The organism is Streptomyces sp. DT190 (assembly GCF_049846985.1).
In the GTDB taxonomy this organism is placed as follows: domain Bacteria; phylum Actinomycetota; class Actinomycetes; order Streptomycetales; family Streptomycetaceae; genus Streptomyces.
Genome location: NZ_JBNCNM010000009.1, coordinates 274,343 through 298,479 on the forward strand (window position 1 = coordinate 274,343; position 24,137 = coordinate 298,479).

A 24,137-nucleotide genomic window follows, 5' to 3' on the forward strand; every position below is an offset into this window, starting at 1 on the left:
CCGCGGCGCGGCGGAGGCCGCTCCGGCGATCGTCGCGCCGGGCCGACCGGTGTGTCCGCCCTCCGCGGGCCGGGCGCCGTCCGCGGGGCGGGCGCCCTCCGCGGGCCGGGCGCTCGCCCCGGCTGCCGCGCTCGCCTCGGCGCTCCCCGGGCCCTCGACACCCCTCGCGCCCTCGGCGCCCGTGGTGCCCCTGGTGCCCTCGGGCGTCGCGGTGGGATCCGTCGGTGTCCCGGTGTGTCCGGGGGCCGTGCCGGGGTCGATCTCCACGTACGGCCGGATCCGCAGCGGGTCGAAGTCCTCCGCCGCCGCTGCCTGGGCCGTGCGCGCCTCGCGGAGGGCCTCGGCGGCGCGGTCCGTGCAGGCGCAGGAAGGGGTGTTGTCCCGCTGTCTGGGCGCGCCGCACTCCGGGCACGGGTGGCCATGGGGCTGCTCCACGCGTTCCTCCCTCCCCTCGCGAACTCCAGAGATTATCCAGATCTTCTCCACAGTGCCGGGAGCGAGCCCCCGGAACGAGCGCTTCCGAACGGGCCCGGCGGGCCATACCGCCGCACAGCGGTCACGATGGAAAAAGTCACAGGATCTCGGGAGGTCTCATGGCCGGGGACACCCACGCCACGAAGCCGTCGTCCGCGGGCGCCGCGGCCCGGGAGCAGGTGCCCGGGAACGTGCTGGTCTCCATCGGCGCCCTGCTGCTCGGGATGCTGCTCGCCGCCCTCGACCAGACCATCGTCTCGACCGCGCTGCCGACCATCGTCAGCGATCTCGGCGGTCTGGATCACCTGTCCTGGGTGGTCACGGCGTATCTGCTGGCCGCGACCGCCGCGACCCCGCTGTGGGGCAAACTCGGCGACCAGTACGGGCGCAAACGGCTGTTCCAGACCGCCGTCGTGATCTTCCTGGTCGGGTCCGCGCTGTGCGGCGCGGCGCAGGACATGGCGCAGCTGATCGCCTTCCGGGCCGTGCAGGGACTCGGCGGCGGCGGGCTGATCGTGCTGTCGATGGCGATCGTCGGCGACCTCGTGCCCCCGCGCGAACGCGGCCGCTACCAGGGCCTGTTCGGTGCCGTCTTCGGCGCGACCAGCGTGCTCGGGCCGCTGCTCGGCGGGCTGTTCACCCAGCATCTGAGCTGGCGCTGGGTGTTCTACGTCAACCTGCCCGTCGGCATCGTCGCGCTCGCCGTGATCGCCGCCGTCCTCCGCATCCCGCGCAAGGACCAGCGGCATGTCATCGACTACCTCGGCACCTTCCTGATCGCCGCCGTCGCCACCTGCCTGGTGCTGGTCGCCTCCCTGGGCGGCACGACCTGGGACTGGGGGTCCGCGCAGATCGTCGGCCTCGCGGTGCTGGGCGTCGTCCTCGCCGTCGCCTTCGTGGCCGTCGAGCGGCAGGCCGCCGAACCCGTGCTGCCGCTGCGGCTGTTCCGCGTGCGGACCTTCACGCTCTCCGCCGTGATCAGCTTCGTCGTCGGCTTCGCGATGTTCGGCGCGATGACCTACCTGCCGACGTTCCTCCAGGTCGTCCAGGGCGTCAGCCCCACCATGTCCGGGGTGCACATGCTGCCGATGGTGCTGGGGCTGCTGCTGGCCTCGACCGCCTCCGGGCAGATCGTCAGCCGCACCGGCCGCTGGAAGGTGTTCCCGATCGCCGGCACCGGGATCACCACGCTCGGGCTGCTCCTGCTGCACCAGCTCGACGCGGGCAGCTCCACCGCCGAACTGAGCGGCTTCTTCTTCGTCTTCGGACTCGGTCTCGGCCTGGTGATGCAGGTCCTCGTGCTCATCGTGCAGAACGCCGTCCCGTACGCCGACCTGGGCGTGGCCACCTCCGGCGCGACCTTCTTCCGCTCCATCGGCGCCTCGTTCGGCGTCGCGGTCTTCGGCACGGTCTTCACGGGCCGGCTCGGCGACCAGCTCACGGACGCCTTCCGGGGAGCGCCGCTGCCGCCCGGCGCCTCGGTGGACGCGCTGGAGGCCGACCCGCGCGGCATCGCCGCCCTGCCGCCCGACCTGCGCCCGCCGGCCCTGGAGGCCTACGCCACGGCCATCACGGACGTCTTCCTGTACGCCGCCCCCGTCGCGCTCGCCGGCTTCGTGCTGGCCTGGTTCCTGAGGGAGGACCGGCTGCGCGGCTCGGTCACCGTGCCCGACGGCACCCAGACCCTCGCCAGCAACCCCGTGGAACGGTCCTCCCACGACGAGGTGTGCCGGGCCCTGTCGGTGCTCGGCACCCGCGAGGGCCGGCGCGAGATCTACCGCCGGATCACCGCCCGGGCGGGCTACGACCTGCTGCCGGCGGCGAGCTGGCTGCTGCTGCGGATCCGCCGGTACGGCTCGGTCGAGCCGGGCGTGCTGGCCGAGCGCGGGCCCGTGCAGCTGTCCGTGATCATGGAGGCGGCCCGGCAGGTCGAGGAACGGCGGCTCGCCCTGCGGCAGGGGCTCGACCTGATGCTGACCGACCAGGGGCGCGAGGTCGCCGAGCGGCTGGCCCAGGCGCGCGAGGACTCCCTGTCCGAGCTGCTCGGCGACTGGTGGGGGCCGGACCGGCCGACCGACCTGGAACAGCTCGTGCGGGAGCTGAACGGCGAACTGTGCGGGGCCCGGCGCGAGCGGCCGGACTCCCCGCGCGCGGTGGAACGGGCGGGGTAACTCAGACCAGCCGCTTGGCGAACCAGTGCTCGGCGTACGGGTCGTCGTTGTGGGGCGCGGTCTCGCGGTAGCCGAGCCGGGCGTACAGGGCGCGCGCCTCCACGAGGTCGCCCCGGGTGTCGAGGACCATCCGCGCGGCGCCGAGCGCGCGGGCGGCGTCCTCGGCGGCCCGCACCAGCAGGGGCGCGCCGCCCCTGCCGCGCATCGGCCCGTGCAGGAACACCCGGGTGAGCTCGGCCGTCGTGGCGTCCAGCAGCCGCACGCCCGCGCTGCCGGCCGGCTCACCGCCGTACCGGGCGACCAGCAGCCGCCCGCGCGGCGGCGCGAGGTCCGCGCCCGGCTGCTCGGCGATCTCCCGTTCCAGCTCGTCCGGGTCGGTGCGGCGTCCCTCGTGCAGGAGGTACCAGCGGTCGCTGACCTCGGTGTAGTACGCCCGCCAGAGGGCGGCGGCGACGGGGGAGTCGTACGGTTCCGGGTCCACGGTCCAGGTCATGGCCCGCATTCTCGACAGGTGTCACGGGCGTCACGCAACCGGTTAACCCCGGGGCGCGCGGGCCGCCCCGGGCCGCCCGGGCACCGTTTGGCGGCGGGCTTTGGGGCAACCCGAACAGCGAACCGGCTCGTCAGGAGAGCCGGTTGGGCCGATAAACCCGGAAGGCATTCATGTCCACTGGCCTGATCATTGCTCTGATCGTGATCGCGGCGGTCGTCGTCATCATCGCGGCCGTCATGACAATGCGCGCCCGACGCGGGCCCGGGCGAGGCCCGAGCCTGAAGCGGCGCTTCGGACCCGAGTACGAGCGGGTCCTCGCCCGGCACGACGGTGACACCGAGGCCGCCGAACGGGAACTGACCGAGCGCGTCCAGCGCCACGGTGAGCTGCGCGAACGTCCGCTGGAGCCGGCGCAGCGGGAACAGTACGAGGCTCGCTGGACGGCCGCCCAGGAGCGGTTCGTCGACTCGCCGCGGGAGGCCGTCGCCGAGGCGGACCGGCTGATCGCCGAGCTGGCCGGCGTCAAGGGCTTCCCGGACGGCGGGCAGTACGAGGAGCAGCTCGCCGCGCTGTCCGTGCACCACGCCCACCACGTGGACGGCTACCGGCGCGTGCACCGCGCGGCGCACCTGCGCGCGGAGGACGCGCGCGACGGCGGCCAGGGTACGGAAGACATGCGTGAGGCCATGGTGGCGGCCCGCGCGCTGTTCGAGGAACTGGTGCGGCCCGGCCACCACGACGGTGGCCGGCACGAGGAGGACCGGCACGAGGGACACCACCGTGCCGGGCTGAACGGCGGCCGCAAGGCACCGGCCCGCGGCGGCCACATGCCGTGGGCGATGCACCGACGTCAGGCCAAGGAGAGCTGAGGCGATGACCGACACGAACCGACCGCCCGGCGACCACACGCCGGCCCCGCCCGACGCCCGCGGCGAGAGCGCCCTGCGCACCGGCCACGGCACGGCCCCGGGCACGACGCACCAGGGGACCGACGCGGACCGCGCGACAGCACCCGGCACGGGCACGCCCGGCCCCTCGGCGCCCCGCGGCGACGAGTTCGGCGCGGGCACGCCCGGTACCGGTACGTCACGCGGCGACGAGTTCGGCATGGGTACACCCGGCACCGGAGCTTCCCGCGGCGACGAGTTCGGCACGGGCAGGCCCGGCACCGGCACGTCACGCGACGACCACGGCACGGGTACACCCGGCACCGGCACGCCCCACGGCGACGAGTTCGGCACCGCGGCGTCCCGCGCCGAGGGGCACGGCACCGGCACGGGCCGTGACGGTGCCTCCGCGCACGGCTCGGGCCCCGACGCCCGCGACCGGCTCTTCCCGCACGACGACTCCGACAAGCTCGGCGCGCAACTGCACCACGCCGTGGCCGGGTTCGTCGACGGGCCCCGGGCCGCCGTCGAGGAGGCGGACCACGTCCTGGAGGAGATCGCGGCCCGGTTCACCGAGGCCGTGGCCGAGCGGCGCCGCACCCTGCGCCGCTCCTGGCAGTCGGTGGAGGGCGGCGAGAGCAGGTCCGTGTCGTCCGCCGACACCGAGCAGCTCCGGCTGGCCCTGAAGGACTACCGGGAGCTGGCGGAACGGCTGCTGCACGTGTGACCGCACGAATGACCCGGGTGAACGGCCCGGCTAACGATCCGCCCGGCGCTCCCGCCACTGCCGTACGACGTCCTCGACGTCGTACGGCTTCTTTCCCAGCGGGGGGCCAGGCGGCGGCTTGAACATCATCTCGCGGATCTTCGCGTTGATCTCGTCGATGATCTTCCGGACGATCCGCTCGGAGGGCGCCGCGTACGCGGCCTGCAGCGCGTCCTCCGCCTCCTTGCGCAGCGCCAGGGCCGGCGGGAGCACGGACAGGCCCTCGCGCGCCATCTTCCGCTTCACCCACCACAGTTCGTCGTAGGTGCTCTCCACGTCGCTCGGGAGGGGCCGGCCCGCCCCGGGCAGCCGGTCGAACTCCCCGCGCGCCTCCGCGTCGCGGATCTGCTTGTCGACCCAGGACTCGAAGCCCACGCCGGGTGGCTTTCGCTCGGTCATGAGGCCATTGTGCCGGACACGGCCCAAGTGGGCGTTCTATCATTCGGCGGGCTTGCAGACCCACAGGGACGTCTCAGGAGGAGCGCACGTGCTCGAACTCACCATGGCCGCCGTCTCCGCGGCGGAGGAGGGTGCCACGGCCGGCATGCTCATGGCCGACGCGCCCAGCGAGCCGGGCGCCGTGCTGCGGGTGGGCCGCGACAAGTCGGTGTGCCGGCTCAGCACGCCGGACGACTGGCTGTTCGTCTCCCGCGTGCATCTGGAGTTCCTGTGCGGGCCGGACGGCACCTGGCAGGTCACCTGGCTGCGCGGCTCGCAGCCCGACCCGTCCTCCGAAGTCCGCCTGACGATCGGCGAGTACACCCAGCCCCTCGCCTACGGCGGCACCGTCCCGCTGCCCCGGGGCGGCAGCGGCGAGCTGGTCGTGCAGGACCGCACCGCCCCGCGCAGCGTCAACGTGGGCTTCTACCACGAGGTGTGAGGGCGGGCCTCACAGCACCCGCGCCAGCGCGAAACCGTCGTAGCCCTTCATGCCGACCGTCTGGATCGCCGTGCCGCTCAGCCTCGGGTGCCCGGCGATCAGGTCGATCGCGGCGCGGGTCCCCTCGACGTCCGGCGCGGTGCTGCCGGCGTCGACGACCCGGCCGCCCCGTACGACGTTGTCGAGGACGATCAGGCTGCCCGTGCTGGTCAGTTTGAGGGCCCACTCCACGTAGTGCGGGTTGTTGACCTTGTCGGCGTCGATGAAGACCAGGTCGAACGGCGGCGGGTTCTCGTCGGCCAGTTTGGGCAGCGACTCCAGGGCCGGGCCGACCCGCACCTCGACGAGCTGGTCGAGTCCGGCGCGGGCGATGTTGCGGACGGCGACCTCGGCGTGCCGGGGGTCGTACTCCAGGGAGACCAGCCGCCCGTCGGCGGGCAGGGCACGGGCCAGCCAGATGGTGCTGTACCCGCCGAGCGTGCCGATCTCCAGGATGTGGCGGGCGCCCTGGATCTGGGCCAGGAGCTGCAGGAGCTTGCCCTGGTTGCCGGCCACGTTGATGTGCGGAAGCCCGGCGGCGTCGCTGTCGCGCAGGGCGGCCGCCAGGGCTTCGTCGTCGGGGGCGAGCCGGTCGGTGAAGTAGGCGTCGACCTCGTCCCAGACGTGCGACTCGCTCATGCACCCCTACCTTTCGTCCGTCAGCGCATAGTTAGCTTCCCTAACTACTGGCGTTGACGAAGATAGTTGGTGCGGCGTTCGCTGTCAGCGGCTTTTCACCCGGCGTGTCGGCCCGCCACCGAGGGTGCCGAGCCGGGCAGCGGACGGCCCGCCGACTCCGCCATGCGCCACACCGCGAAACCGCCGATCACGGCCGCGGCCATCATGTAGTACGCGGGCACCATCATGTTCCCGGTCGCGCCGATCAGGGCCGTGACCACCAGCGGGGTCGTGCCGCCGAACAGCGACACGGAGACGTTGAAGCCGATGGACAGCGAGCCGTAGCGGACCCGCGTCGGGAACAGGGCCGGCAGTGCCGAGGGCATCGCGGCCGTGAAGCACACCAGCAGCAGGCCCAGGGCGCCCATGCCGAGCGCCACCGCGAGCAGGCTGCCCTGGCGGATCAGCAGCAGGGCCGGGACGGACAGCAGCAGGAAGCCCGCGCAGCCGGCGGCGATCACCGGACGGCGCCCGACGCGGTCGGTGAGCGCGCCGGCGAACGGCTGGACGACCATCATCAGCGCCATCACGCCGAGGACGACGAGCAGACCGTGCGTCTCGTCGTAGTGGAGCTCGCTGGTCAGGTAGCTCGGCATGTACGACAGCAGCATGTAGTCGGTGACGTTGAAGACCAGCACCAGGCCGACGCAGAGCAGCAGCGCGCGCCACTGGCCGGTGACCATCTCGCGCAGCGGCACCTTGGGTCGGTCCTTCTCGGCCTTGGCGACCTCGGCGGCGAACGCCGGGGTCTCCTCCAGGCGCATCCGCAGGTAGAGGCCGATGAGGCCCATCGGGCCCGCGATCAGGAACGGCACGCGCCAGCCCCAGGAGGTCAGGTCGTCGGCGGAGAGCAGGGCGGTCATGAGGGTGACCAGGCCCGCGCCGCCGATGTAGCCGGCCAGCGTGCCGAACTCCAGCCAGCTGCCGAGGAAGCCGCGCCGCTTGTCGGGGGCGTACTCGGCGATGAAGGTCGAGGCGCCGGCGTACTCGCCGCCGGTGGAGAAGCCCTGCACGAGACGGGCCGCCAGGAGCAGGATCGGCGCGCCGACACCGATCGTCGCGTACGACGGGATCAGACCGATCGCGAAGGTGCCCGCGGCCATCATGATCATGGTGAGGGCGAGGACCTTCTGGCGGCCGACGCGGTCGCCGAGCGGGCCGAAGACCATGCCGCCGAGGGGGCGGACCAGGAAGGCCGCGGCGAAGGCGCCGAACGTGGAGAGCAACTGGGCGGTGGGGTCGCCCGACGGGAAGAACACCTTGCCCAGCGTGACCGCGATGTAGCTGTAGACACCGAAGTCGAACCACTCCATCGCGTTGCCCAGCGCGGCCGCCTTCACCGCACGCCTGACCAGCGCGGGGTCGGTGACGGTGGGGTCGGGGGCCTGCGCGGTGCGGCTGTTCAGGGCGGACGCGGGGGTGACGGCTGAGGCGGTCGACAAAACTGGCTCGCCTACCTTTCGACGGGGACAGGGACGCGGTCCCGCGCGGCGGCGCTGTCGTACGGGCCGAAAAGCGACGATAGGCTGATTTGAACCCGTTACGGGCGGTACGCCAATCGTTGCAGAGTGCATGTAAATGGTCGTTGCGCTGGTGCGCCTGCCCGGTGGCGCCCGGTTCCCATGGGATCTCGATGTGATCCTTCTCGCGTTCCGGAGGGGCGGCGCCGAGCGGCGCGGACTATCGTCATCCCGGAAAAAGCAGGACATACGTCAGGTGAACCCGGGGTGGCTCGCGTCTTCCCCCCGGGGGCGCCGTGCGCCCCTTAGGGTTCGCGGAAGAAATCCCGCATCTCGGACATGCGGGATGAACCGGGGCGGGAGGCCGACGAGACGCGATGACTGCGGATCACGACGGACGACCGGCGGAAACACTCGGAGCGACAGCCGTCGGAGGGGTCCACCCGCGTCTGAGAGCCGCCCGGCTGGCCCTGTGGCTGATCGCCGCCGTCCTCGCGGCCCGGCAGGTCGCCGTCGTCCTGGCCACCCCGCGCGGCGAGCGGCTCACCGACCTGGAGACCTGGCTCGGACCGGACGGCGTCCTGCACGTGACCGGCTCGCTCTACGACTCGACCCGCTTCACCGGCACGCCCTTCGGCGGCCTCGTCCTCAAGCCCCTGACCCGTTCGGCCGAACAGGCCCTCGGCTGGGGCTGGACCTTCGGCACGCTGCTGCTGGTCGTGGCCCTCGGCCTGATCGCCGCCCGTGCCCTGCCCCCGCCCGTCGGCCGCCGCACGGCACTGCTGGCCGCCCCCGTCGCCATCAGCCTGCTCATGCTGTCCCTGCCGGTCCGCAGCACCCTGTGGCTCGGCCAGACCAGCATCATCCCGGTGCTGCTCGTCCTGCTGGGCTGCTTCGCCGCGCGCGGGCAGCGGCCGAGCGGCGTGCTCATCGGCGTCGCGGCGGCACTGCAGCCCACGCTGCTGCTCTTCACGCCCCTGCTGTGGTGCACCGGCCGCCGGCACGCCGCCCTCGCCGCGGGCGCCACCTTCGCCGCCGGCACCGGCCTCGCCTGGGCGGCGATGCCCCGCGACTCCCACCGCTACTGGGTCCACCACATGGCGGGCGTCGGCCTCGGCGGCCCGGCCGACGACCTCGCCAACCAGTCCCTGCACGGCGCCCTGCTCCGGCTCGGCCTGCACGGTCCACCGGAGGTCGCCCTCTTCCTCACGCTCGGCGCGGCCGTCGCCGTCCTGGCCCTGCGCCGCGCCGTGCGCTGCTTCGACGACGGCCAGCTGCTGCTCGCCGTCGCGATCACCGGCTGCGCCGCGCTGGTCGTCTCGCCCACGGCCTGGCAGCACCAGTTGCTGTGGGTGCTGCTCGCGGTCGTCGGCAGGGCCGGCCGGCGCGCCTCCGACCGGTACGTGTGGCCGGTGACCGTCGTCCTGGTCATGACCCTGCCGGCCACGATGATCCTGCCGAACCTGGCGGTGCTCCACCCGCTGCGGGACAACACGGTGCTGGTGGCCGCCCTGGCCGCCGCCACCGCCGTGCCGTTCCTGTCCCGCACCTCGCCGTACTACCGCTCGCCCCTGCCGACGCGGTACGCGCCCGTGGCGCCGTCCCGCTTCCGGCACGTGCCGCTGGTGCCGTTCCTGCGCCGGGTCCTCACCCGGCCGAACCTCCTGCTCGAACTGCTCCTCCTCCGCGTCACCTACGCCGCCTACTCCCGGGTCCGGCTCGCCGCCACCGAGGGCGGCGGCGCCGGCCGGGCGGAGGCCGAGGAGCACGGCCGGCAGGTCCTCGGCCTGGAGCGGGCCCTGGGCCTCGACATCGAGCACTGGGCCAACCACGCGATCGTCGGGATCGACCGGCTGCGGGACTTCTTCGACTTCTACTACACGTCCTTCCACTTCCTCGTCCCGCTGACCGTCCTCGGCGTCCTCTACTGGCGCCGCCCCGCCGACTACCGCTGGGCCCGCTGCGCCCTCGGCCTCACCACGCTGCTCGCCCTGGCCGGCTTCTGGCTCTACCCGCTGGCCCCGCCGCGCCTGATGCCGGACCTCGGCTTCATCGACACCGTGCACGGCGTCCAGGACTTCTCCCAGCCCGACTACGGCACGCTCACCGCCCTCACCAACCCGTACGCGGCCATGCCGTCCCTGCACTTCGGCTGGTCGCTGTGGTGCGGTGTGGTGATCGTGGTGCTGGCCCGCAGACGGTGGGTGAAGGCCCTCGGCGCGGTCCATCCGCTGCTCACCGCCGTCGCGATCGTCGTGACGGGCAACCACTGGGTGCTGGACGCGGTGGGCGGGGCGATGGTGGTGGGGGCGGGCTTCGGACTCGGGTACCTGCTGATGGGGCCGCGGCCCGCCGTGGCGGGCCGCGGCGGGACGGCGGTCCCCGAGGAGGCCGGCCGTTCGGTCAGCGCCGGTCGATGACCTCGCGCGCGTGTTCCAGGTGCCGGGCCTTCGCCTCGGCGAGCCGGGAGAAGTAGGCCCGGTCGTCGGCGACGGCCTGCCGCTGCAACGCGGACTCGACGCGGAACAGGACCCCGACCAGCCGTGCCCGCTGTTTGCACCGGACGTCCGCGGAGGCGGTGGCGATCTCCTCGTCCGACGCCCGAGCGGATTCCCGGGACCACCAGCGCGTATCGGAGACGGCCTCGTCGGGTGTGCGGTAGCCGAAACCCCGCCGGCGCATGCACGTCTCCCAGCGATTCAGCGCCGCGACCGCCTCCGGCTGTTTCTTCGTCTTTTTCAGCAGGTCCGAACTCAGGCGGTTGAAACGGTCGTAGTCGGCCAGGGCGCCGTCCCGTTCGAGACGGTCGTTCGCCTGGTATCCGCAGCCGTTCTTCTCGTCGTAGGCCGCGCGTATTCCGGCCGGGCCGAGGCTTTCGTCGCGCTTTTTGCGCAGCTCGGTTATCGCGGTGCCCGCCGACATGACGCGCGCGTTCGCGTGGTAGCCGAATTCACGGGCCACCGCCTTTTCGATGACCCCGTACCGGCGCCGGTTCTTCAGGTCGTCGACGTGTGCGGGATAGTCGAGGACCTGCCAGTCGTGGCCGCGCTTTCGCATGCACGCCCGCATCAGCAGATCGCGTGCCTCGGCGACCTCGAACGACTCCCGGTGGGAGAGCTCGTAGGCGTCGAACGGCAGGATCAGGCTCCGTACCTCGGCGGTGGGCGCGACCGGCCGCGCGGCGCCGTCGGTTTGGGGAGCGGCGCTCGCCGCGCAGCCTGTCGCCAGGACGGCGAGCGCCGTGACGAGGGCGGCGCGGGGGTGTGCCGTGGTGGGAAACATCTCTGCACCGCCCTCGACGTGTCTAGCGGAAGTCCACGCAGCTGGCCTTGTTGTCGAACGAGTTGTTGCTGAAGTCGCTGTCGACGGAGTTGGCCCGGGCGAGATAGTTGTCACCCGTGCAGCCGGCGTTCTGGTACAGCGCCACGTCACGGCTGGTCTGGTTCTTCATCGAGCTGGCGCCGTCGTTGACCGGGTTGGTCGTGCCGTTCCAGTAGGTGTCGCTCAGGGCGCGGTCGTCACCCGAGAAGTTCTTGCTGCTGCCGCCGTAGCTGTCGTGCTGGAACAGCCAGAAGTACGTGGCCTGGACGCCGGTGCCGGACGTGCCCGGCGTTTCGGCGGCCGTGGCCGTCTGGGCGAATCCGAAAGCGGTCGCGCCGAGGAGCGCGACGGAACCGACGGCGGCGGCGATGCTGCGACGCATTTCTTTTCTCCCTGTGGATGGGGTGCCTGCGATCGCCGCAATTCCAACGCGGCAGGCATGACCCCGTCAATGCGGTTCCGCAGCCTGGCCGGAACGGGAAATCCGGCATTTCTCCGGACGCCCCGCGACGCGGAGTGCTTCACGTGAGGGTTTGGAGTGACATCGAAAGGGGGATTTCACCGCTCCGTTTTCCGGTTGGCCTGAAAACCCTCATGGGTGCTCCCGGTTCACGAACCACACCACCCACGCGGTCAGCGCGCTGGCGACCACCACCACCAGCAGCAGCGTCAGCAGCCGCACCCGCCGCTCCGAGCGCGCCGCCTCCCGCGCCACCCGCTCCTCCTCCGCCAGGCTCGCGGCGACGAACGCGCTCTCCGACGCGGTCAGCCCGGCCGCCGGCAGCCCCTCGGCGGTGCAGAACTCCTCCCGCGCGGCGCGCAGCAGCACTCCCCGGTACAGCGCCCCCGGATCCCGGTCCAGGCTCTCCCACACCCGGACCGCCTCCGTCAGCCGCCGGTGCAGCCGGAGCCGGTCGCGTTCCTCCTCCACCCACCCGCGCAGCCGCGGCCAGGCGGTGATCAGGGCCTCGTGCGCCAGCTCCGCCCGGTCCCCGTCCAGGGTCAGCAGCCGGGCCGTGACCAGCCGTTCCAGCACCTGGCCCGCGGCTCCGGTGGCCCGCAGCTCGGACAGCGGCACCGGACGCCGGGTGTCGGGACCGCCCTCACCGGGCGAGATCAGCCGCAGCAGCAGCGCCCGGGCCGCGTCCGCCTCGGCCGCCCCGAACCGGCCGAACACCTCCTCCGCGGTGTGGGCGACCGCTCCCCGGACGCCTCCGACGGACTCGTACGCGGTCAGGGTGAGCCGCTTGCCGGTGCTGCGCCGCCAGAGCTCCAGCAGCGTGTGGGACATCAGCGGCAGACCGCCGGGCTCGTCGGCCACCTCGGCGAGGATGCGGTCCGTCACCGCGCGCTCCACCACCAGACCGGTGGCCGCAGCCGGCCGCACGATCGCCTCGCGCAGCCGCTCGACGGACATGCCCGGGACCAGGACGTGCGCGTCGTCGAGGGCCGCCGCGAGCTCCCGGTGATCCGCGCAGTGCCCGAAGAAGTCGGCCCGCAGGGCGATCAGCACCCGTAACCGGCTGTCCGGTTCCCGCGCCGCCAGGAGCATGGCGAGGAACTCCCGCCGCCGGCCCGGGTCCCGGCACAGCGTGAACACCTCCTCGAACTGGTCGACCAGGACGACCGTGTCGCCCGGCGCGTCCCCGGCCGGTGCCAGCACCTCCCGCCGCTCCCGCGCCGGATCCGGGCCCGGGGTGCAGATGCGCACCGCGGCGGGCCGCACCCCCGCCACGCCGCCGTCGCGCAGCGCGGGCACGAGTCCGGCGCGCAGCAGCGACGACTTGCCGCTGCCCGAGGCGCCGACCAGGGCCGCGAACCGGTGCTCGGCCGTCAGCCTCAGCAGCCGCTCCACCTCGGGCCCCCGGCCGAAGAACAGCTCCCGGTCGCCGACCCCGTAGCGGGCCAGGCCGCGGTACGGGGCCCGGGCGTCGTCGGGCGGCGCCGTCGCGCGGGCCGTGTCGGCCGCGGCCTCGTGCCAGCGCCGCTCCCAGGCGCTCTCGTCCCCGCCGCACGCGCGCACGTACGCCAGGGTGACCGGCAGGGAGGGCAGCCGCCGGCCGGCCGCCGCCTCGGAGAGCGTCGGCGCCGAATAGCCCGCCGCTCCGGCGAGTTCGCGGTACGACGGGCCGCCCGCCTCCTCTCGCAGCAGGCGCAACTCGTGCGCGAGGCGCTGCACCGGCCCCTGGGCCGGGTCCAGTTCGTTCTCGCGGCGTCCCACGTGCCTCCCCTTCGCCGAGTGCGGCGTACGCGCCCGTCACGCTAACCGCTCGCCGGATTGATGGGCGGCCCCGGCGGGGGCTGCCCATCAACGCGCGCGCTGGTGGAGTCGGCACCGTCCCCGGGCCATCCGTCACGAGAGGCGAGTACGGACATCGACACGACACGGCTGAGCCGCCCGGCGGCGGCCCGCTCCCGGACCCTCCCGGCACCCCCGGCACCCCGGAAACCCGGGACGGCTCCGTCACCCCCGGCGGCCCCCGGCCCCGCCCACCGCCTCGGCCTGCTGCTGCCCCCGCTCCTCGCCCTGGCGACCGGGCTGTGGGGCATCCGCCGCGACGGAGCCCTGTGGCAGGACGAGGCGGTGACCTACGAGATGGCCCACCGCCCGCTGCCCGGCCTGTGGGCCACCCTGGCCGGGGCCGACGCCGTGCACGGGCTGTACTACCTGCTGATGCACGGGGTGTTCACTCTGTGGGAGGGCGGTCCGGCCACGCTGCGGCTGCCCTCGGTCCTGGCCACGGCCGGCGCGGCGGCGGGCGTCGCCGCCCTGGGACGCCGGCTCGCCGGACCCCGGGCCGGGCTGGCGGCCGGTGTGCTGTTCCCGTTGCTGCCCGCCGTCCAGCGCTACGCGCAGGAGGGCCGCTCCTACGCCCTGGTGACCGCGCTGGTGGTGGCCCAGACCTGGCTGCTGCTGCGGGCCTGCACCGAGCGGGGAGGGCGGCGGCGCACCTGGTGGGCCGGTTACGCCCTGCTGAGCGCACTGGCGGGGCTGTTGCACGAGTTCGCCCTGCTCGCGCTCCCCGCGCACGGGATCGCGCTGCTGGCGTCCCGGGCGCCCCGGGCCGTGAGGCGGGCGTGGGCCCGTGCGGCGTGCGGCGCGGCGGTCACCGTGACGCCGCTGGTCCTGCTGAGTCTGCGGCAGAGCGGGCAGGTGGCGTGGATCCACGTGTCCCTGACCGGGGACGTCGCCGGTTTCCTGCTCCCGGCCGCCGTCGGCGTGGCGGCGGCGGCCGTGGTCCGGCGCGGGTCCGCGGGCCCGGCACCCGGCCCGCGGCCGCACACCTGGGCCCTGCCCCTGCTCCTGGTCCCCCCGGCGCTCCTGCTGCTGGCGTCCGCGGTCCGCCCCCTCTACGTGGACCGCTACGTGCTCTGGTCCCAGGCGGGCCTAGCCCTGCTGGTGGGCGCCGCCCTGGACCGGCTGTCCCGGCAGGCCCGCGCGCGCGGGCTGCTCGCGCCGGTGCTGGCGGCCGCGGCGGTGGCGGCGCTGTGGCCCGTGGGGACGCACCTGCGCGACCCGGGCAGCCGCACCGACGACACCCTTGCCATCGGGCGGGCCGTCGCGCAGGTGGCCCGGCCGGGTGACGCGGTGCTCTTCGTGCCGGCCAGCCGGCGGGTGTGGACCCTGTCCCGGGAGCCCGCCTCGTACGGCGCGGTCGACCTCGCGCTGGCGGTCTCGCCGCGCGCCGGGCACACGCTGTACGGCACCGAACTGCCCGCCCCGGGCATCCGTTCACGGATGCTGCGCGTCTCACGGATCGTCGTGGTGCACGATCCGGCGCGGGACCGGCGGGAGGCCGACGAGCGGGAGCGGACGAAGAAGGCGACGCTGCGCGCGCACTTCACCCCGTGCGGCGGACGGACGGTGGGCGTGGCCCGGATCGTCGTCCACGAGCGGGGCAGCCGGTGCTGAGCTCCCGTCACCGGTGCGGCGCGGCACCGGAACCGACCCGGAGATCCCCGAACTCCCAGGAGGCGACCATCACTTCGCGAACGGAAGCCACAGCGAGACCGCGGGACCCGGCGGACGGCGCGGGCCGGCACGGCGGGGGCCCGCCCGCCCGGTCCCGGCCCGTCGCCCCCTTCGTCACCGCCCTCGTCCCGGCGCTGGTGGCCGTGGCCCTGGGGCTGTGGGGGATCGAGCGGCAGCACAGCATGTGGCGGGACGAGTCGGTCACGTACCAGGTGGCGCATCGCCCGCTCGGCGAGCTGGGGACGCTGCTGGAGCACATCGACGCCGTGCACGGCCTGTACTACCTGGCGATGCACGGGGTGTTCGCGCTGTGGGACGGCGGGCTGGTCGCGTTACGGCTGCCGTCGGTGGCCGCGACGGCCCTGGCCGCCGCCGGTGTCTCGGCGATCGGCCGCCGGCTGGCCGGGCCGTGCGCGGGACTCGCGGCGGGGCTGGTCCTCGCCGCGCTGCCGGTGGTGCAGGAGTTCGCGCAGGAGGGCCGCTCCTACGCCCTGGTCTGCGCCGGGGTCACCTGGGCGACCTACGCCTTCCTCCGTGCCCTCGACGCGCGAGGGGCCCGCTGGTGGACCGCGTACGGTCTGCTGCTGGCGGTGACCTGCTGGCTGCACGTGTTCGCCGGGCTGGCGCTGCTCGCCCACGGTCTCACCCTGGTGCTGCTGCGGGCGCCGCGCACGGCCCGGCGGCGCTGGTGCGCGGCGGCGGCCGGGGTGGTGCTGGGCGTGCTGCCGCTGGCGCTGATCAGCGCGGGGCAGTCGCAGCGGCAGCTGGGCTGGCTGGGGCGGCCGGGACTGGGCATGTGGCTGCAGTTCCTGGCGCTCGCGGCGGCCGGGGCGCTGATGGCCCGGCTGCTGCTGCGCCGCTTTGGGGACCCGGACCGGGACGGGGACCGGCGCCTGGTGGCCCTCGCCCTGCCCCTGCTGACCGTCCCCGCCGGAGTGCTGCTGACCGTCTCGCTCGTCACACCGTGGTACGTCGAACGGTACGTGCTGTACGGCATGACCGGTCTGGCCCTGCTGGCCGGGGCCGGGCTGGACCGCGCGGTGGCCCGCCGGCACCGGCTCGCCCCCGCCGCCCGGGTGCTGACGGCCGGGCTGCTCGCCGGCGCCGCCCTGGCCGTGCTGCTCCCCTGGTCGCTCCTGGTCCGCTCGCCGGAGAGCCGCAAGGACGACGTGGTCGCCGTGGCGCGCGCCGTCGAGCAGGCGGCGCGCCCCGGGGACGCGGTCCTGTTCCTGCCGTCGCGGCGCCGTGAGTGGCTGCTGTCGTTCCCGGAGGTCCACGCCCGCCTGCACGACCTGGCCCTGGCCGAGTCACCCGGCGCGTCGGGCACGCTCCAGGGCACCGAGGTCGCCGAAGGCGTCCTCCGCAGCCGTCTCCTCGCCGCCGACCGCGTCATCGCCCTGACCGACCCGGTGGGCCAGCCGCTCGACACCGTCCCCCAGGAGGTGGTGAAACGGCGGGTCCTGCGCACGTCCTTCCAGGTCTGCGCCCGCACGGCGGTACGCGGCGCGCAGGTTGTCGTCTACGCACGGCCGGGACACTGTGCGAGAGGGGAACGACGTTTCGAGGCTGATGAAATGTCCCGAATGTGAAGGAAAACATCTGGCGGGTCGCCTGGTGCATCTGTGAATATCTCGATCCTGAGGGGGATGCCGCCGATCGTGACCGGACCGGCGGCTGCCGCCCAACGACAGCAGGGGGATCGAGTGATTTCTGTGCGTTTGGGCGCCGATGCGCTGACGGACGCGACCTTTGCGCTGTCTCCGCTGGCGCAGATGGTGTTCCTTCTGGGCCTCGGCGGAACGATTGCGGGTACGGAGCAGCCACGGGAGCGTCCCGGGGTGCGGGAGACGCTCTTCCGGAAGGACCTGCGCCTGCTGGCGGCGCTGCGCAGGGAGATCCGCGGCTACGCCCCGGGCTTCCTGCTCCCGCAGCGCGAGCCGCACGGCGCGCTGGACGGGGAACTGCACCGGCTGGCCGCGACGCCCGACGGCGAGGTGGCCCGCCAGGTGGACCGGGTCCTCACGCTCGCCCGGGCCGCGCAGGCCGCACAGCCGTCCGAGGGCGTCACCACGATCGCCGCCGCGCTGGACGCCGGGGAGCAGTCGTTCGTCCAGCGGCTGGCGTCGGAACTGGAGACGTTCTGGCGGGAGTTCATGGCCGAGCGGTGGGAGGGCCTGCGGTGCCGGATGGAGGCGGACATCCGGCACCGGGGCGCCTCCATGGCGAGCCGCGGCCTGAGCGCCACGCTCAACTCCCTGCACCCGGCGGTCTCCTACGACTCCGGTGTGCTGCACATCCGCGACGAGCGCTCCCGGAAGGTGTTCGAGTGGAGCAGGATGGTGCTCCACCCCTCGCCCCTCGCCTCCACCTGGCTGCTGCGCGACGACCCCTGGGGTGACGGGGGGACCCACCTGGTCTACCCGGTGGGCACGAGCGGCCCGTCCGGCGGCGCCCCGGCGGCGGGGCCCGCGGCGGAGGGCGAACTGGGCAAGGTGATCGGCGAGGCCCGGCTGCTTCTCCTGTCCGACCTGGGCAGTTCCCGTACGACCACGGAACTCGCCGAGCGGCACCGGATGAGCGCGTCGACGGTGTCGTACCACCTGCTGCGGCTGCACCGGGTGGGGCTGCTCAACCGGGTGCGGGAGGGCAGCCGGGTCTACTACCAGCGCACGCCGGAGGCCGACCGGCTCGTCGCCCGCCGCCACCGCCGCACGCTCACCGCGCAGTTCGCCGGGGTGTAGCGCCCGGCTCGCCGTTCCCCGCCGGAGCGCACGCCGAACTGCAAGGCGCATTCGACCTCTACCGGTTCCGGCGCGTCATGGGGGAACGCTGTGGCCGGCAAGGCGACTGTTCACGGCCTTCGTCGACTGGACCTCTGCAACCGCTGAGGGAGCCGCTGATGGGCGAAGGCGACGGCCCCGGGGATCGGGGGGCCGCCGCCTTCGGTCTGGGGGGGGGAGCCGGTGATGGCTCAGTACCAGTGGTTGGTCTGCCAGAAGTCCCAGGCGCCGCAGGCACTGCCGTAGCGGTCCTTCATGTAGTCCAGGCCCCACTCGATCTGGGTGGCCGCGTTGGTCTTCCAGTCGGCACCGGCCGAGGCCATCTTGGCGCCCGGCAGCGCCTGGACCAGGCCGTAGGCGCCGCTGGAGGCGTTCTGCGCGTTCACGTCCCAGTGACTCTCCCGCTCGACGATCTTCGAGAAGCACTGGTACTCGGCGTCGTCGCCGATCATCTTCTTCGCGACCGCCTGCGCCGAGGACGCCTGGGCCGGCGCGGCCTGGGCGGGCCCGGCGGCGATCAGGGTGCCGCAGGTGGCGGCGGCCAGGGCGGCGGCGGCGAGCGCCTTCCTCGCAGGGGCGGCGCGGTGGAGGACGGAAGCGGCGGGCACAGGCGACCTTTCGACGGGGGGTGGGGCGGTCGTCCAGGAAACAGGGCACGCCGCATGCCCGCAATGAACCCTTTTACTAGCAATGGCCGCATGGTGAGGGCGGCCGGGCGCCGTGACCGGGGCTTGTGCCTACGGCCCCGCTTCGTACGTGACGCGGGTCATGTGGGGGGCTTCACTCCGGGGCCCGTCCGGCGGCGCGTCGAACGTGACCGGCGTCTCGAAGGCCGCCCGCCGCGTGGCCCGGCGCAGCGCCCGCAGGACCGCCGGGCCGAGGGTGAGGGTCAGGACCACCGTGACGACCGCCCGGCCCAGGTCCCAGCCGAGGGACGTGGCCGTGCAGTAGGCGAGGAAACGGGCCAGGTTCGCGGTGAGCGGCGCGTGCGGGTCGAAGGCCACGTTCGAGGCCAGAGCGCTCATGAAGGGCCAGCCCGCCAGGTTCATCACCGTGCCGTAGGCGAAGGCCGCGAGGAAGCCGTACGCCGCGAGCATCACCCGTTCCGCCCGGCCGCGCAGCCGGTCCGGACCGGGCAGCAGGCCCGCCCCCGTCGCGAACCAGCCCATCGCCAGCATCTGGAACGGCAGCCAGGGCCCGACCCCGCCCGTGAGCAGCGCGGACGCGAACATCGTCACCGAGCCGAGGACGAAACCGAAGCCCGGTCCGAGCACCCGGCCGCTCAGCACCATCAGGAAGAACATCGGCTCGATCCCGGCCGTTCCGGCGCCGATCGGCCGCAGGGCCGCCCCCGCCGCGGCCAGCACGCCGAGCATGGCGACCGCCTTCGGGCCCAGTCCCGACTCCGAGATCGCCGCGGCCACCACCGCGACCAGCAGCACCAGCAGGCCCGCGAAGAGCCAGGGCGCGTCCTGCGCGTGCGCGCCGAGCTGCGAGTCCGGCGGCGTGAGGAAGGGCCAGCCGAAGCCGGCCACCCCGACGGCGCTGACCAGGACCAGGGCGGCGAGGGAACGGGGACCGAGCCGGACGGCCCGCGCCTGCCGTCGCGCGCTCACGAGGAACCCTCGGGCCGCAGGGCCGCGCGGACCTGGGCGACCGTGAGCCACTGCTGCGGGGCCAGGATCTTGGTGACCTGTGGGGCGAACGACGGGGAGGAGACCACGACGTCCGCCGTCGGGCCGTCCGCGATCACCTCGCCCTCGGCGAGCAGCACGACCCGGTGGGCGAGCTCCGCCGCCAGTTCCACGTCGTGCGTGGCCAGCACGATGGCGTGGCCCTCGGCGGCCAGGCCGCGCAGCACCGTCACCAGACGGGCCTTGGCCGCGTAGTCCAGGCCCCGGGTCGGCTCGTCCAGCAGGAGCAGCGGGGGCCGGGCCGTCAGCACGACGGCCAGCGCCAGCGCGAGCCGCTGGCCCTCCGAGAGGTCCCGGGGGTGGATGTCGTCGGCGACGCCCGGGAGCAGCTCGGTGACCAGGGCCCGGCAGGTGCCGGGCGCCGCGTCCGCGTCCTTGTCGGCCGCCGCGCACTCGGCGGCGACGGTGTCGGCGCAGAGCAGGTCGCGGGGTTCCTGCGGGACCAGGCCGACCCTGCGGACGAGGTCCTTCGGGGCCGTGCGGTGCGGGACGGCGTCGCCGAGCCGGACGGTTCCCGAGCCGGGGGTGACCAGGCCGACCAGGGTGTTGAGCAGGGTGGACTTTCCCGCGCCGTTGCGGCCCATGAGGGCGATGGTCTCGCCGGGGGTGATGGTGAGGTCGACGTCGCGCAGGGCCCGGACGCGGGTGCGGGTGACCGAGAGGGCCTTGAGCGCGCCTACCGGGGTGGGAGCTGCCGAGCGTTCGCGGGTGCGGGTGGGCTGTGGCTTGTCGCGCAGTTCCCCGCGCCTCTTCGGTGTGCTTTCCAGCTGTTGCCTCAGAGGGGCCGCCCTGCGCCTGGCGTCGCGGACCGTCATCGGCAGCGGGGTCCAGCCGGCCAGGCGGCCCAGGGCCACCACCGGCGGGTACACCGGGGAGACGGCCATCACCTCGGCCGGCGGGCCCAGCACGGGGGCGGCCCCGGGCCCCGGCAGCAGGACGACCTGGTCCGCGTACTGGATGACCCGCTCCAGGCGGTGTTCGGCCATCAGGACCGTCGTCCCGAGGTCGTGCACCAGACGCTGCAGGACCGCCAGGACCTCCTCGGCCGCCGCCGGGTCGAGCGCCGAGGTCGGCTCGTCCAGGACCAGGACGCTCGGGTGCGGGGTGAGGACCGAGCCGATCGCGACCCGCTGCCGCTGGCCGCCGGAGAGCGTGGCGATGGGCCGGTTGCGCAGGTCGGCGAGGCCCAGCAGGTCGAGGGTCTCCTCCACGCGGCGGCGCATCACGTCCGGCGCGAGACCCAGCGACTCCATGCCGTAGGCGAGTTCGTCCTCGACGGTGTCGGTCACGAAGTGGGAGAGCGGGTCCTGGCCCACCGTGCCCACCACGTCGGCGAGTTCACGCGGCTTGTGGGTGCGCGTGTCGCGGCCGGCGACCGTGACCCGGCCGCGCAGCGTGCCGCCGGTGAAGTGCGGGACGAGGCCGCTGACCGCGCCCAGGACGGTCGACTTGCCCACCCCGGACGGGCCCGCCAGCAGGACGAGTTCACCCTCGGGGACCTCGAAGTCGATGCCCTGGACGGTCGGTTCGGCGGCCCCGTCGTACGTCACGGAGACCTCCTCGAAGCGGATCACGACGGCTCCTCGGGATCGGGGGCGGCGAACGCGGGCAGCAGGCCGAGCAGCACGGCCGCGGCCGGCCAGACGGGAAGCGTGGGGGCGACGAGCGGGACCACGCCCGGGTGCAGCGCGGCGGGGTCGCGCACCGAGGCGAGCGTGAGGAGGGCGGCCACCGCCACGCCCGAGGCGACGACCAGCCAGGCGCGCACGTCCCAGCGGTCCGGGCGGTAGCGGGTGCGCAGGGAGCGGCGGCCGCCGAGCTTGAGACCCGCGAGGGCGGCGGCGACCCCGGCCAGCATCACGGGCAGGCCGTAGGCGCCGCCCTCGGCCGTCAGGAGCCCGTACGTTCCCGCGCACACGCCGAGCAGGCCGCCGAGGGTGAGGGCGGCGGTGGTGCGGCGCACCGCGGCCGGCACGTCGGCGGTCCGGCCGTAGCCGCGGGCGTCCATCGCGGCGGCGAGGGAGACGGAGCGCTCCAGGGCGCCCTCCAGCACCGGCAGGCCCACCTGCAGCAAGCCCCTCACCCCCTTGTCCGGGCGGCCGCGCAGACGGCGGGCGGCGCGCAGGCGCCGGACGTCGGCGATGAGGTGCGGGGCGAAGGTGAGGGCCACGACCACCGCGACACCCATCTCGTAGAGGGCGCCGGGGAGGGACTTGAGCAGGCGTGAGGGGTTGGCGAGGGCGTTCGCGGCGCCGACGCAGATGAGCAGGGCGGCCAGCTTCAGGCCGTCGTACAGCGCGAAGGTGAGGGCCTCCGCGGTGACCTCGCCGCCGAGGCGGATGCCCTGCGCCCAGGCGGGCAGCGCGACCTCGGGCAGGACGAGGAGGGTGTGCGTGCCGGGGATGGGGGAGCCGAGGAGCGTCGCGAACAGCAGGCGGATGAGCAGCACGGCCAGGGCGAGTCGGACGAAGGCGCCGTAGGAGCGGGACCAGGGGGTGTCGGGGCGGCGCGTGGCCACGACGTACGCGGAGACGGCGACGAGCAGGGCGAGCAGGAGGGGGTTGGTGGTGCGGGTGGCCGCGGTGCCGAGGCCCAGGGCCCACAGCCACCAGGCACCGGGGTGGAGCGTCCTACCCACGTCGGCGTACCTGCCAGACGGCCGCCCCGGCCAGGAGCGCCACCACGCCGACGCCCGCCACGAGACTTAGGGAGGGACCGTGGTCCGGCTCCGGCCGGTCCGCCCGTTCCGGCGCCGGTTTCCGCTTCCCCGCCACCTGCTCGCCGCAGCCCCGCTCGGGGTAGCCCGAGATCGCGCACAGCAGGGCGTTGGTGTCGTAGCGCAGCGGCTTGGCCACCGCGGCCAGGGCCTCGGCGGTCGTCGCGTCGGGGGAGACCCGGGCGCAGGCCGCCCTCGCGGCGGGCGGCGTCTCACCCTCGGGCGCGTCGGCGGGTGTGCCGAAGTCCAGGATCAGGGCGACGCGCTTGGTGCCGTCCCGGGCGGGCGTCCGCGCGCAGATCTCCGTGAATCCGGCCCGGCCGCGCGGCCGGGCGGCGTCGGAGGAGTCCTCGCTCACGGCGAAGCGGAAGCCCTGGACGTCACCGTCGGCGGGGCGGGCCGTGGACGGGCCCTGGGTGGCGTAGACCCAGCGGTCGCCGTCGCGCTCCCAGAACGACCAGTACCGGTAACCGGCGGCCTGGGCCGCCTGGCCGGCGCCCGCGACGAGCAGGAGCGCGGCCAGGAGGAGGAGCACGGCCCGGCGGATCACGGCTGCTGCTTCCGGCGGCCGGTGAACAGGAATCCGATGCCGATGCCCGCGACGAGGCAGACCCCGACGTACCACCAGACGCCGAACACGGAGTCGGAGTCCTTCTTCTCGTCCTTCGCGTCCCCGTCGGACTGCGCGGCGGTCTCGGGGGCCGGGCCCGTCGCGTTGAGCTGCTTCACCAGGTCCGCGCCGCCGAAGTCGCGCGGGTCCGTGCCGGTCGCGTGGGCGGCGAGGATCAGCTGGGCGTAGGCGGCCGGGCCGCTTCGCGCCGCCCAGGCCGCGGAGTGCTTCTCCAGCCAGCGCACGGACTTCTCCGCCTGCTCGGTCTCGCCCCGCGCGGCGAGCGCGACGACCGCGTCGGCGGTGTTGCCGTGGTCGGGCTGGGGCTCGGCACCGGCCAGGGCCGACATCAGGTGGTCGTCGTCCTCGCCGAGGGCGGAGGCGAGATACGCGGCCCCGTTCGCCGCGGCCTGCTCCGGCGTGCGCGGCTCGGCGCAGGCCGCGTCGGACGCCTTACCGGCCTGCACGACCATGCCCCGGCCCAGGGCGCCGAGCACACCGGCCGCCGTGGCGTCCGCGTTGGCGGTCAGCCCGCCCTTCTTGTCCGGCTGGAAGGCGAACGCCCCGGCGCCGTCGCCCTTGCAGGGCAGCGCGAGCTTCAGCAGCGCGTCGTAGGGCGACTTGCCGCCCTTGACGACGCGGTCCGGCTTCTCGCCCGCGGCGGCGAGCGCGCCGATGACGACCGACGTGGAGTTGGTGTCGCTGGCGCCGCCGGGCGAGTAGCCCCAGCCGCCGTCCTTGTTCTGGACGGACTTCAGCCAGCCGACGGCCTTGCCGGTGACGTCGTCGTGCCCGCCGAGCGCGGCCAGGGCCTGGACCGCGGCCGACGTGGCGTTGGTGTCGAGCGGGGTCCTGGCGTCGCAGGCGGTGGTGGGGTCGGGGCGGTAGGAGGCGAACCCGCCGTCCGCGCACTGCTGGCGCACCAGCCACGCCACGGACTTCGCGGCCGGCTTCACCCCGGCCGTGTCCTGCGCGAGCAGGGCGAGCGACTGGCGCCAGACGCCGTCGTACTTAGGGTCCGAGTCGCCGTACAGGGCGGACGGGAGCGCCGGGGAGGGTGACGGGGACGGGTCGGCGGCGGCCGGGGTGGCGGCGCCGATCACGGCGACGGCGGCCAGGACCGCGGCGCTGCGGCGGACGTTCATGATCGGCGGGTGCCTCTCCACGTGGGGGAGCCGGGCGGCACGGGACACCC

The 24,137-nt window shown here is 74.3% G+C and carries 21 protein-coding genes and 1 pseudogene; 8 read left to right on the forward strand and 14 right to left on the reverse strand.

Annotation, left to right across the window (positions count from 1 at the left end; translation table 11 throughout):
• Positions 1–435, reverse strand: a pseudogene (locus tag ACPXCS_RS18770) (peptidoglycan-binding domain-containing protein); the annotation flags it as partial.
• Between the two features lie 158 nt (positions 436–593).
• Between ACPXCS_RS18770 and ACPXCS_RS18775 the strand changes: the two are divergent.
• Positions 594–2,645 carry a DHA2 family efflux MFS transporter permease subunit gene (locus ACPXCS_RS18775; protein ID WP_425945212.1) on the forward strand — a complete coding sequence of 684 codons (2,052 nt, stop codon included), beginning with the start codon at positions 594–596 and terminating at the stop codon, positions 2,643–2,645.
• 1 nt (position 2,646) lies between these two features.
• On the opposite strand, the gene ACPXCS_RS18780 is transcribed toward ACPXCS_RS18775, so the two are convergent.
• Positions 2,647–3,138, reverse strand: coding sequence for a GNAT family N-acetyltransferase (locus ACPXCS_RS18780; protein ID WP_425945213.1), 492 nt, complete (start codon positions 3,136–3,138; stop codon positions 2,647–2,649).
• 170 nt (positions 3,139–3,308) lie between these two features.
• On the opposite strand from ACPXCS_RS18780, the gene ACPXCS_RS18785 reads away from it, so the two are divergent.
• Positions 3,309–4,007, forward strand: a complete 699-nt coding sequence (locus ACPXCS_RS18785; RefSeq protein ID WP_425945214.1) for a hypothetical protein — start codon at positions 3,309–3,311, stop codon at positions 4,005–4,007.
• A 4-nt stretch (positions 4,008–4,011) separates the two neighbouring features.
• A complete protein-coding gene (locus ACPXCS_RS18790; RefSeq protein WP_425945215.1) occupies positions 4,012–4,752 on the forward strand; it encodes a hypothetical protein in 741 nt (246 codons plus the stop codon).
• A gap of 30 nt (positions 4,753–4,782) precedes the next feature.
• Here the strand turns inward: ACPXCS_RS18790 and ACPXCS_RS18795 are convergent, their stop codons facing one another.
• Positions 4,783–5,190, reverse strand: coding sequence for a DUF1992 domain-containing protein (locus tag ACPXCS_RS18795; protein ID WP_425945216.1), 408 nt, complete (start codon positions 5,188–5,190; stop codon positions 4,783–4,785).
• Between the two features lie 88 nt (positions 5,191–5,278).
• Between ACPXCS_RS18795 and ACPXCS_RS18800 the strand changes: the two genes are divergently transcribed.
• A complete protein-coding gene (locus ACPXCS_RS18800; protein WP_425945217.1) occupies positions 5,279–5,671 on the forward strand; it encodes a hypothetical protein in 393 nt (130 codons plus the stop codon).
• Between the two features lie 9 nt (positions 5,672–5,680).
• Here ACPXCS_RS18800 and ACPXCS_RS18805 read toward each other — a convergent pair whose 3' ends face one another.
• Positions 5,681–6,349, reverse strand: a complete 669-nt coding sequence (locus tag ACPXCS_RS18805) for an O-methyltransferase (protein WP_425945218.1) — start codon at positions 6,347–6,349, stop codon at positions 5,681–5,683.
• A gap of 95 nt (positions 6,350–6,444) precedes the next feature.
• Entirely contained in the window at positions 6,445–7,830 is a 1,386-nt protein-coding gene (gene proP, locus ACPXCS_RS18810; protein WP_425945219.1) for a glycine betaine/L-proline transporter ProP, read from the reverse strand.
• A 395-nt stretch (positions 7,831–8,225) separates the two neighbouring features.
• Here proP and ACPXCS_RS18815 point away from each other — a divergent pair, with 395 nt between their 5' ends.
• Positions 8,226–10,268, forward strand: coding sequence for a bifunctional glycosyltransferase 87/phosphatase PAP2 family protein (locus tag ACPXCS_RS18815; protein WP_425945220.1), 2,043 nt, complete (start codon positions 8,226–8,228; stop codon positions 10,266–10,268).
• On the opposite strand, the gene ACPXCS_RS18820 is transcribed toward ACPXCS_RS18815, so the two are convergent.
• From ACPXCS_RS18820 to ACPXCS_RS18830, 3 genes are all read right to left on the reverse strand, one after another.
• On the reverse strand, positions 10,252–11,130 hold the full coding sequence (locus ACPXCS_RS18820) for a hypothetical protein (protein ID WP_425945221.1): 879 nt from the start codon (positions 11,128–11,130) through the stop codon (positions 10,252–10,254). The two genes, ACPXCS_RS18815 and ACPXCS_RS18820, sit on opposite strands and share 17 nt — an antisense overlap.
• A 22-nt stretch (positions 11,131–11,152) precedes the next feature.
• Positions 11,153–11,551, reverse strand: a complete 399-nt coding sequence (locus tag ACPXCS_RS18825; RefSeq protein WP_425945222.1) for a peptidase inhibitor family I36 protein — start codon at positions 11,549–11,551, stop codon at positions 11,153–11,155.
• A 210-nt stretch (positions 11,552–11,761) separates the two neighbouring features.
• Positions 11,762–13,390: a hypothetical protein gene (locus ACPXCS_RS18830; protein ID WP_425945223.1), complete on the reverse strand. Its 1,629-nt coding sequence runs from the start codon at positions 13,388–13,390 to the stop codon at positions 11,762–11,764.
• Positions 13,391–13,492: 102 nt separating this feature from the next.
• On the opposite strand from ACPXCS_RS18830, the gene ACPXCS_RS18835 reads away from it, so the two are divergent.
• The 3 genes from ACPXCS_RS18835 to ACPXCS_RS18845 all read left to right on the forward strand — a co-directional run bounded on the left by ACPXCS_RS18835 (position 13,493) and on the right by ACPXCS_RS18845 (position 17,883).
• Complete coding sequence (locus ACPXCS_RS18835) at positions 13,493–15,082, forward strand: glycosyltransferase family 39 protein (RefSeq protein WP_425945224.1); 1,590 nt, start codon at positions 13,493–13,495, stop codon at positions 15,080–15,082.
• Positions 15,083–15,285: 203 nt separating this feature from the next.
• The gene (locus tag ACPXCS_RS18840) at positions 15,286–16,731 is read left to right on the forward strand and encodes a glycosyltransferase family 39 protein (RefSeq protein WP_425945225.1); all 1,446 of its coding nucleotides are present in this window, start codon (positions 15,286–15,288) and stop codon (positions 16,729–16,731) included.
• 249 nt (positions 16,732–16,980) lie between these two features.
• A complete protein-coding gene (locus ACPXCS_RS18845; protein ID WP_425945226.1) occupies positions 16,981–17,883 on the forward strand; it encodes an ArsR family transcriptional regulator in 903 nt (300 codons plus the stop codon).
• Positions 17,884–18,113: 230 nt separating this feature from the next.
• Here ACPXCS_RS18845 and ACPXCS_RS18850 read toward each other — a convergent pair whose 3' ends face one another.
• The 6 genes from ACPXCS_RS18850 to ACPXCS_RS18875 form a co-directional block, all read right to left on the reverse strand.
• Positions 18,114–18,530 (reverse strand): transglycosylase SLT domain-containing protein, encoded by a 417-nt coding sequence (locus tag ACPXCS_RS18850; protein WP_425945227.1) that lies wholly within the window; start codon positions 18,528–18,530, stop codon positions 18,114–18,116.
• Positions 18,531–18,659: 129 nt separating this feature from the next.
• Complete coding sequence (locus ACPXCS_RS18855) at positions 18,660–19,538, reverse strand: ECF transporter S component (protein WP_425945228.1); 879 nt, start codon at positions 19,536–19,538, stop codon at positions 18,660–18,662.
• The gene (locus tag ACPXCS_RS18860; protein WP_425945229.1) at positions 19,535–21,190 is read right to left on the reverse strand and encodes an ABC transporter ATP-binding protein; all 1,656 of its coding nucleotides are present in this window, start codon (positions 21,188–21,190) and stop codon (positions 19,535–19,537) included. The genes ACPXCS_RS18855 and ACPXCS_RS18860 overlap by 4 nt, the downstream gene beginning before the upstream one ends.
• Positions 21,187–22,254: a CbiQ family ECF transporter T component gene (locus tag ACPXCS_RS18865; protein ID WP_425945230.1), complete on the reverse strand. Its 1,068-nt coding sequence runs from the start codon at positions 22,252–22,254 to the stop codon at positions 21,187–21,189. The genes ACPXCS_RS18860 and ACPXCS_RS18865 overlap by 4 nt, the downstream gene beginning before the upstream one ends.
• Positions 22,247–22,882, reverse strand: a complete 636-nt coding sequence (locus ACPXCS_RS18870) for an SCO2322 family protein (protein ID WP_425945231.1) — start codon at positions 22,880–22,882, stop codon at positions 22,247–22,249. Before ACPXCS_RS18870 ends, ACPXCS_RS18865 begins: the two co-directional genes overlap by 8 nt.
• Positions 22,879–24,087, reverse strand: coding sequence for a prenyltransferase/squalene oxidase repeat-containing protein (locus tag ACPXCS_RS18875; protein WP_425945232.1), 1,209 nt, complete (start codon positions 24,085–24,087; stop codon positions 22,879–22,881). The genes ACPXCS_RS18870 and ACPXCS_RS18875 overlap by 4 nt, the downstream gene beginning before the upstream one ends.
• Positions 24,088–24,137 lie beyond the last annotated feature (50 nt).

Bases quoted from the DNA above. Each gene is read 5' to 3' on its own strand.
- ACPXCS_RS18775 (WP_425945212.1), top strand. From the start codon at position 594: ATGGCCGGGGACACCCACGCCACGAAGCCGTCGTCCGCGGGCGCCGCG.
- ACPXCS_RS18780 (WP_425945213.1), bottom strand. From the start codon at position 3,138: ATGACCTGGACCGTGGACCCGGAACCGTACGACTCCCCCGTCGCCGCC.
- ACPXCS_RS18785 (WP_425945214.1), top strand. From the start codon at position 3,309: ATGTCCACTGGCCTGATCATTGCTCTGATCGTGATCGCGGCGGTCGTC.
- ACPXCS_RS18790 (WP_425945215.1), top strand. From the start codon at position 4,012: ATGACCGACACGAACCGACCGCCCGGCGACCACACGCCGGCCCCGCCC.
- ACPXCS_RS18795 (WP_425945216.1), bottom strand. From the start codon at position 5,190: ATGACCGAGCGAAAGCCACCCGGCGTGGGCTTCGAGTCCTGGGTCGAC.
- ACPXCS_RS18805 (WP_425945218.1), bottom strand. From the start codon at position 6,349: ATGAGCGAGTCGCACGTCTGGGACGAGGTCGACGCCTACTTCACCGAC.
- ACPXCS_RS18815 (WP_425945220.1), top strand. From the start codon at position 8,226: ATGACTGCGGATCACGACGGACGACCGGCGGAAACACTCGGAGCGACA.
- ACPXCS_RS18820 (WP_425945221.1), bottom strand. From the start codon at position 11,130: ATGTTTCCCACCACGGCACACCCCCGCGCCGCCCTCGTCACGGCGCTC.
- ACPXCS_RS18825 (WP_425945222.1), bottom strand. From the start codon at position 11,551: ATGCGTCGCAGCATCGCCGCCGCCGTCGGTTCCGTCGCGCTCCTCGGC.
- ACPXCS_RS18875 (WP_425945232.1), bottom strand. From the start codon at position 24,087: ATGAACGTCCGCCGCAGCGCCGCGGTCCTGGCCGCCGTCGCCGTGATC.